Source organism: Prevotella sp. TF12-30, assembly GCF_003436715.1.
Classification (GTDB): Bacteria; Bacteroidota; Bacteroidia; order Bacteroidales; family Bacteroidaceae; genus Prevotella; species Prevotella copri_A.
This window is the reverse complement of record NZ_QSQJ01000015.1, coordinates 66483-75090: the sequence shown is the minus strand read 5'-3', so window position 1 is coordinate 75090 and position 8608 is coordinate 66483. Positions and strand designations below refer to the sequence as shown.

The window sequence follows — 8608 nt, the reverse complement described above, 5'->3', positions numbered from 1 at the left end:
GGAGCTTCTGCCCTTTCAGGGCGTATTGGGTAATTTCAACCATACAGGTCGGTTTATTTTATCCTCCAGGATACGAAAATACAAAAATAATTTGGAGGTTTCAGGAATTAATCGTAAATTTGCACCAAATCTAAACAGATTCATAACTAGCTAACTTGTAATTATTAATAATTCAACCAGACAATGAAACAAAAACATTTATTTTGGGGAGCTGCGGTTGCATTGACCTTCCTCTTCAGCGCATCAGCTATTGCACAGCCAAGACACACCAAGAAAAAAGTGAAGAAAGTGGTTGAGGCAAAAGCAGGAGTATGTCCGTTTACAGACAAATGGGTAGAAGACGAAACTAAGTTTGAGGATCGCAAGGAAAAGGCGCACGCTACTTTCGTGCCTTATTCTTCTACTGCCACCATGCAGCAGGACGACTACTTCAAATTCCCATGGCTTACTCCTAAGCACGCCAACTATCTCCTGCTCAACGGCAAGTGGAAATTCCACTACACTGCCGACTGGAAGCAGGGCAAGCCTGAGAAGGATGATTTCTGGGCTGACAACGCAGACGTTTCTTCCTGGAAGGAGCTCCAGGTACCTCTCAACTGGGAGATGGCTGGATACGATGTGCCTGTATATAATAATGTGGGCTATCCTTTCGAGAACAAACCTCCATTCATCACAGCCTTCAAGGATAATTTCGACAAGAATCCGGTAGGTTCTTATCGCCGTAACTTCAACCTGCCTGAGGGTTGGGAAACCGGAAAGCGTGTGTTCCTGCACTTCGACGGTGCCTGCAGCGCCATCGTGGTTTGGGTAAACGGTAAGTATGCCGGTTATTCACAGGGTGCAAATACCGATGCTGACTTCGATGTTACCAACCTCGTCCGCAAGGGTGACAACAACGTATCGGTTCGCGTTTACCGCTGGAGCGACGGTTCTTACCTGGAGGGACAGGATATGTGGCACCTAGGGGGTATCCACCGCGATGTTTATCTCGTAGCTACTCCAAAGACTTTCGTGGCAGACCATTACATCACATCTGCCCTGAACAAGGATTACACATCAGGCAACCTGAATGTTGACCTGACTATCAATAATGCATCCAAGGAGAAATCTGAGAAGACGCTGGAGATCGAGCTTCTCGATCCACAGGGTAAGTCTGTTGCCAAGCAGTCTGCTCAGGTAGCGATGACTGCCAAGGATGCTCAGAAGAACTGTCGCCTTAGCATCGACAACCTCACCGGTCTGAAGGCCTGGACCTCAGAGCAGCCTAACCTCTATACCGTTATCGTTCGCCAGAAGGCTGGCAACAAGGAAGAGATGGTATTCTCTACCAAATACGGTTTCAGAGAGGTGACCATCAAGGATAAACTGGTTTATGTTAACGGCAAGCGAGTATTCTTCAAGGGTGTCAACACCCAGGATATTCACCCACTCTATGGTCACGCCATCGACGTGGAAACCATGCTTCGCGACGTAATCCTGATGAAGCAGGCTAACGTGAACACCGTTCGTACCAGCCACTATCCTCGTCAGGCTAAGATGTATGCGATGTTCGACTACTACGGATTGTACTGCATGAACGAGGCCGACGTGGAGTGCCACAACAACCATTCACTCTCCAACAACCCAACCTGGCGCGCAGCCTACGTGGACCGCACAGAGCGCATGGTATTGAGAGACCGCAACCATCCTAGCGTGGTATTCTGGTCGCTCGGTAACGAATCTGGCGGTGGCGACAACTTCCAGGCTACCTACGATAAGGTGAAGGAGCTTTTGCCTGGTCGCGACGCGTGGGTTCACTACGAGGGCTACAATCACGGTGCCAAGTACTCAGACTTCGGTTCAGACATGTATCCAAGAATCGAGGTAGTGAAGAAGCAGATGAACGGCCTCAACGACAAGCCATACTTCATCTGTGAGTATGCTCACGCAATGGGTCAGGCTGTAGGTAACCTGCAGGAATACTGGGATCTCATCGAGGCAAGTACAGGTATTACCGGTGGCTGCATCTGGGACTGGGTTGACCAGGGAATCTACGATACACGCCGCATCCGCAAGGGTCTTCCTCTGAAGGATCCTAAGACCGGACTCCACTACTACACATCCGGTTACGACTATACCAAGATGAACAACGGTTACAGAGGATTCCAGGGCGACTTCATGAGCAACGGTATCATTACTCCAGGAAGAGAGTGGACGGCTAAGCTCACCGAGGTGAAGTATGTTTACAGAGACGTGAACTTCGAGTCTTTCTACAGCCGCGTACTCACCCTGAAGAACAAGTGCGCATTCACCAACCTTGCCGACATCTATGATCTCAGCTACGAGGTGCTCCGCAATGGCGTTTCTGTAGAGAAAAACCAGGTGGCAATCCCATCTGTATTGCCAGGCAAGACCTGCGACATCAACATCCCATACACCACCGCTGTAGATGATAAGGCAGAATACGTCATCACCTTCAGCCTCATCCTGAAGAAGGCTACTTCATGGAGCAAGCAGGGGTATGAGATGGCTCAGCAGCAGTTCAAGCTTTCTGCAGAGAATGTAGCAGGCACATCTGTAGCCGACCCTACCTTCGTACAGAAAGACCATGGCAAGTTGCCAGCTATCCAGGAGAAGGGCAAGCTGAAGGTGAAGGATAACACCATCACCGGCAAGGATTTCAGCATCACATTCGCAGAGGATGGAACCCTCGCCAACTGGACTTATCGCAATACTCAGCTCGTTCAGCCTAACGCTGGTCCTGACTTCAACGGTTTCCGCCGCATCGCCAACGACAACGTGAACCTGGGTGCTACAGGTGGTGTTGCCGAGAACGAGAATAAGGAAGAGGGTGCACTCACCGGCAAGAAGATGATGGTAAAGGCTCCTAAGAAGCAGGGCAAGACCGTGATTGTGGAAACTGCCGTTACCAACGGTAAGGATACTCACCAGATTGCTTACATCATCTATCCTAACGGAACCGTGGATATGAAGGTGACTACCAATAATTCTTCTGAGGAAACCCGAAAAATTGGTATTGCCATGCAATTTGCTCCTGGTTTCGAGAATGTGGAGTATTATGCCAAGGGTCCTTGGAGCAACTACATCGACCGCCAGAGAGGTTCGTTGTTAGGTTTGTACAAGACCACCGTGGATGGCATGTTCGAAGAGCAGAGTGCTCCTCAGACCATGGGCGACCGCCAGGGCCTGCGCCAGTTGACATTGGACAACAACAACACGAAGTTGCAGATTACCACCGAGGGCATGGTAGCCTTCTCGTTGTCTCACTTCGATGATGCCCAGTTCAACTACGACGTATTCTATGGTGGCAAGCATCCTTACGACCTGGTACGCTCTAACCAGATTTTCGCTCACTTCGATTTCTGGCAGCGTGGCATCGGTAACCGCAGCTGTGGTGGTGACTCTTGTCTGCCACAGTACATGACTCCAACAGGAGCTCATGAGTTCACCTTGCGCTTCACTCCAATGGCGAAATAAGGAAAAAGAATAAGATATAAAAAGTGGGTGCTACACGAATTGTTGTAGCACCCACTTTTTTTATATCTTGTCTTATTCTTATGTTTGAATGTTTAGTAATCCTGGATGTAGCCCTTGGTAAACATGTCATACGACAGGGCTTCCAGCTCTGCAAGCGTCATATGCTCCACGGCGTGCTCTATCTTGCGAATCAACTCGTCTCGCTTGAAATCGTCGTTATCGCTCAGGCGCGATGTAAATCTATTGCTCATTTTTTACATTGAACTTTGAATGTTGAACTTTGAACTTTATGATTAGCTTTATTGCTCCTATGAAACTATTGGCGCTCATAGGTATTGATGATGTTTCCATCATACGCTTCATGGCTCACTAACCGGATGTTATGAGGAAGCTTTGGTGCTGCTGTTCCGGCAGTTACCACGTTTTCCACAGATGTGGATAAAGATGCTTCTACCCTGATTTCGTCCCATAATCCGGCATCGAGGAAAGCCTGATGGGTGATGGCGCCACCTTCTACTATCAGCGATTGCACCTTATTATTATATAGGTACTGCATCATCTGCTTCAATACCTCTTCCTTACCCTTGGAGAAATCCAAGCCCTCGAAACAAGGATGATGGCGATCGATGACCAGTCGCATCGGATCCTTTCCGCTCCAATCTCTTACGTTGAGCTGGCTATGGTCACGCTCATCGGTGATTCTACCCACCAGGATGGCATCGTTCTCGGCACGAAGCTTATGCGAAAGCATCTTGGTAAAAGGCGACGAAATCGCCATTCCCTGATAATTATTATCCAGAAAACCATTCGCAGTCTGCGCCCATTTCAGGATGATGTATGGTCGCTGATGGGTATTGAAGGTGATGAAGCGCTTGTTCAGTTCGAGGCATTCCGACTCCAGAACGCCTACTGTTACCTCGATTCCTGCCTCGCGAATCTTCTGGATTCCACGCCCCTGAACCTTGGCAAAAGGATCCACGCAGCCACAGACACATCTCCTTACACCTTTTCTTACGATAAGGTCGGCACAAGGAGGCGTCTTGCCATAATGAGAACAGGGTTCGAGACTCACGTAGATGGTGGCTTCCTTCAGCAGATGCTCATCTTCGGGCTTCACAGACGCAAAGGCATTAACTTCAGCGTGCCCCTCACCACATCTTACATGATAGCCCTCGCCGATGATTCTGCCTTCTTCACTCACGATGACGGCGCCCACCATCGGATTAGGCTTCGCATTCTGCCTACCGTTCTTCGCCAACTGCAGGCAGCGGCGCATGAACATTTCATCTATCTCCTGCTGGCTAAGCGGTTCGCCCGTCAGCGGACTCTGAAAAGATACTTTATTTTGTTCCATATCCTATTTTTCTTCGATTTTCTTACTCATTTTCGATAAAATGTCGTACCTTTGCTCTCAAATCAAATCGCAACAAGCAATATCAAGATGAAAACGTATCAGCAACTTTGGCAATCCCTCACCCCACTTTATGATGCTGGCGAAGCACAGGCTATCGTCCGCACCGTGCTTGATGTGAAGTACGGAATGACTCTGACCGACATAATCTGCGGCAAAGTTAATGAAATATCTGCAAACGAGGAAAGAAAACTGGAAGAAATTATCATAAGACTGCAAAAAGGAGAACCTGTGCAGTATGTTTTGGGCGAAGCCGACTTTGCCGGCAGGACCTTTCGTGTGGAGCCAGGCGTGCTGATTCCGAGACCGGAAACCGCAGAACTCTGCCAGTGGATAGAGGAGGATATTGCAGGAAAATCAACAGATTCTCCGAAAGATTCTTCGGAAGATTCTCCAGAAGATTCTTCGGGAAATTCTCCTCAGGCGACAGACGACGCTAAGCTGATTCTTGATATTTGCACAGGTTCCGGCTGCATTGCCATCACATTAGGACTCAACATTCCTAATTCTGAGGTTACAGGATGGGATATTTCGGAAGATGCCCTCCGAATAGCACAAGGAAATGTGGAAATGATGAAAGCCGGAAATGTCAGAATAGAACATCAGGATGCATTGGCTTTGCCAAAAGCAGCAGAAGCAGCAGACCTCATCGTGAGCAATCCTCCTTATATCTGCGAAAAGGAGAAAGCGGATATGGAAAAGAATGTGCTGGAGCACGAACCGAGCCTCGCCCTCTTCGTTCCCGATGAAGACCCGCTGAAATTCTACAGAGCCATCGCCGAATATGCATCTTCAGCACTCAAATCCGGAGGAGCATTATACTTCGAGATTAATCCTATCTACGAAAAGGAGACCCGGGAAATGCTACAAGAACTTGATTTCAAGGATATAGAAACCAAGGAAGATGCTTTCGGAAAGAAGAGAATGATGCGAGCTATGAAATAGACTATTAGATAAGCGGATTGCAAATCCGCAAAATAATATGGTCGAACATTTTTTGACGCCGGATTGCAAATCCGGCGGAACGCCTAACGGAAGACAACGCCTAGCGATTCCAGAAAATCCACCGCCAGGCGTCCCTGCGGATTTGCAATCCGCAGTAAAAAAAGGTTCGACTTATCAAAACCAGGGGATTTGTAATCCCCCCAATAAAACATAAATGCATTATGGAATATTATAACAACTCCAAGCGCCCCAAGAAGCCGATGACAGAGCAGCAGGCACTCCTGAAGCTCACCACTCTCTGCACACAAGCCGAACATTGCTCGCAGGAAATGCTCGACAAGATGAAGAAGTGGGAACTCCCAGAGGATGCCATCGCCCGAAATATGGAATTCCTGACCCAGAAGAAATTCATCGATGACGAGCGATTCACCCGCTTCTTTATCAACGACAAGATAAAATACAACAAATGGGGCCGCAGAAAAGTGGAACAGGCTCTCTGGATGAAGCACATCCCGAAGGAAATCTCCGACCCAATCTTCGAAGAAATCGAGGACGACATGTATTTGGAAACCCTCCTCCCTCTCCTAAAAAACAAATACAAAACCATCAAAGCCAAAAACGACTACGAACGCTCGATGAAACTCATCCGCTTCGCCCTCGGCAGAGGCTATGGTATGGATGTGATTCACAAATGCATCGACAAAATGAAAGAAGAAGATCTGGGAGACATCGATTTCGAAGACGACTTCTAAAGGTTTAAATTCAATGTAAACATTAGAAGCTAATCATAAAGTTCAATGTTCAAAACTCAAAGTTCAAAGTAACAATATGAAGCTCAGCCTATTAGGAAATATCATAGATTTTCTCTTTCCCCGTTACTGTGCCATCTGCGATGAGCGACTGTTGGGCACAGAGGAGACGCTATGCGCCACCTGTCTCCAGGACCTCCCGATTACCCCAACCTGGGAAGCCCCCTATGAGAACAATATGGCTAAGATGTTCTGGGGGCGCATTCCTATCGAAAAATGCGCCGCCCTCTTCTATTATCACAGCCACTCCAACCCAAGCTACATCATCTACAAACTGAAATACCATCATCGTCCAGATACCGGAAACTATCTGGGAAGACTCATCGCCAGCAAAGGTATCGAATCAGACTTCTTCAAGGATATAGATGCCATCATCCCTATCCCCATCACGAAGTCAAGAAGGAAGACCCGCGGCTATAATCAGAGCGAGGAAATAGCCAGGGGAATACAGGAAAGAACCCATCTCCCCATTATCACAGATGCCATCCGACGAGTAACCTTCACCGAAAGTCAAACCCAAAAGGACAGATGGCAACGACTGGAAAACGTAAAGCATGTATTCCAGCTATCAGATACCTATCACGACAAAGACGGCAAACATCCCATCACCGATCTTGCCGGCAAGCATCTGCTTATCGTCGATGACGTCTGCACCACAGGCGCCACCCTCATCTCCTGCTGCGAAGAACTGCAGAAGGCAGGCAAGATGAAATTCAGCATCACCACCATCGGATGGACACACGATTAAAAATCTATAATTAATAAGCCATTTATGATGATTAATCATTTTTTTGTCGTACCTTTGCAGATATAAATTATAATTATTTAATCCTTATATGATTATGGACAAGCTAAAGAAAGAATTCGCATCTAAGTTATTGAAGGTTAAGGCTATCAAATTACAGCCTAACGATCCTTTCACTTGGGCTTCTGGTTGGAAGTCTCCTTTCTATTGTGACAACCGCAAGACCCTCTCTTTCCCAGAACTCCGCAACTATGTGAAGCTCGAACTCGTACACGCTATTCTGGAGCAGTTCCCAGAGGCTGACGCTGTTGCTGGTGTAGCTACTGGCGCTATCGCACAGGGTGCATTGGTGGCAGACGAATTGAACTTGCCTTTCGTTTACGTTCGTTCTAAACCAAAGGATCATGGTATGCAGAACCTCATCGAAGGTGAGCTCGATCCTAAGGCTAAGGTTGTTGTTGTAGAGGATTTGATTTCTACAGGCGGCAGCTCACTCAAGGCAGTAGAGGCTCTTCGCAAGAACGGCAACGAGATTGTAGGTATGGTAGCTAGCTACACTTATGGTTTCCCTGTTGCAGAGAAGGCTTTCGCTGATGCTAACGTGAAGCTGGTTACTCTTACAGACTACGAGCACGTGGTAGAAGAGGCTCTCGAAACTGGTTACATCAAGCAGGAAGACGTAGAGTTGCTCCACGAGTGGCGCAAGGATCCAGCTAACTGGAAGAAGTAATTTTTTACCCATCAATAATGAGTACAAGTACATTCGAAAGTAATATCAAACAGATTCCTCACAAGCAGGAATCTGTTTTTAATACTTTGAGCGACCTCAACAACCTGCAGGTGCTCAAAGATCGCTTCGAGCAGGTGAAAGACCAGATTCCTGAGGACAAGAGAAAGGAAATGGAGAAACTCAAGGACCTGAGATTCGACAGCGACAGCATCACTATCAACGCTCCTATGGTGGGCGACCTCAAGATGCGCATCATCGACAGAGATTTTCCCAAAACCATCAAGTTTGAAACAGAGAACAGCCCTATCCCATTCAATTTCTGGATTCAGCTGCTCCCTACAGGAGAATTTTCTTGCAAGATGAAACTCACCATCAAGGCTGAGCTCAATATGTTTATCAAGGGTATGGTGAAGAAGCCATTGCAGGAAGGCATCGAGAAGATTGCAGATGCACTGGCGATGATTCCTTACCAGGATTAAAAATAAAGAAAT

8 protein-coding genes are annotated in these 8608 nt (G+C 47.4%); 6 read left to right on the top strand and 2 right to left on the bottom strand.

Features of this window, described 5'->3' with window-relative positions; all coding sequences use genetic code 11:
- Positions 1–183 precede the first annotated feature (183 nt).
- Positions 184–3477: a glycoside hydrolase family 2 TIM barrel-domain containing protein gene (locus DXD25_RS07755; protein ID WP_117662680.1), complete on the top strand. Its 3294-nt coding sequence runs from the start codon at positions 184–186 to the stop codon at positions 3475–3477.
- Between the two features lie 92 nt (positions 3478–3569).
- Here the strand turns inward: DXD25_RS07755 and DXD25_RS16945 are convergent, their stop codons facing one another.
- Positions 3570–3728: a hypothetical protein gene (locus DXD25_RS16945; RefSeq protein WP_187360455.1), complete on the bottom strand. Its 159-nt coding sequence runs from the start codon at positions 3726–3728 to the stop codon at positions 3570–3572.
- Positions 3729–3793: 65 nt separating this feature from the next.
- A complete protein-coding gene (gene ribD, locus DXD25_RS07750) occupies positions 3794–4831 on the bottom strand; it encodes a bifunctional diaminohydroxyphosphoribosylaminopyrimidine deaminase/5-amino-6-(5-phosphoribosylamino)uracil reductase RibD (RefSeq protein WP_117662678.1) in 1038 nt (345 codons plus the stop codon).
- A gap of 87 nt (positions 4832–4918) precedes the next feature.
- Here ribD and prmC point away from each other — a divergent pair, with 87 nt between their 5' ends.
- From prmC to DXD25_RS07725, 5 genes are all read left to right on the top strand, one after another.
- Positions 4919–5833: a peptide chain release factor N(5)-glutamine methyltransferase gene (gene prmC, locus DXD25_RS07745; RefSeq protein WP_117662676.1), complete on the top strand. Its 915-nt coding sequence runs from the start codon at positions 4919–4921 to the stop codon at positions 5831–5833.
- A gap of 221 nt (positions 5834–6054) precedes the next feature.
- The gene (locus DXD25_RS07740) at positions 6055–6585 is read left to right on the top strand and encodes a regulatory protein RecX (protein WP_117662673.1); all 531 of its coding nucleotides are present in this window, start codon (positions 6055–6057) and stop codon (positions 6583–6585) included.
- A 76-nt stretch (positions 6586–6661) separates the two neighbouring features.
- Entirely contained in the window at positions 6662–7390 is a 729-nt protein-coding gene (locus DXD25_RS07735; protein WP_117662671.1) for a ComF family protein, read from the top strand.
- Between the two features lie 94 nt (positions 7391–7484).
- Entirely contained in the window at positions 7485–8117 is a 633-nt protein-coding gene (pyrE, locus tag DXD25_RS07730) for an orotate phosphoribosyltransferase (RefSeq protein WP_089543320.1), read from the top strand.
- A 17-nt stretch (positions 8118–8134) separates the two neighbouring features.
- Positions 8135–8596: a polyketide cyclase gene (locus DXD25_RS07725; RefSeq protein ID WP_089543321.1), complete on the top strand. Its 462-nt coding sequence runs from the start codon at positions 8135–8137 to the stop codon at positions 8594–8596.
- The last annotated feature ends 12 nt before the right edge of the window (positions 8597–8608 follow it).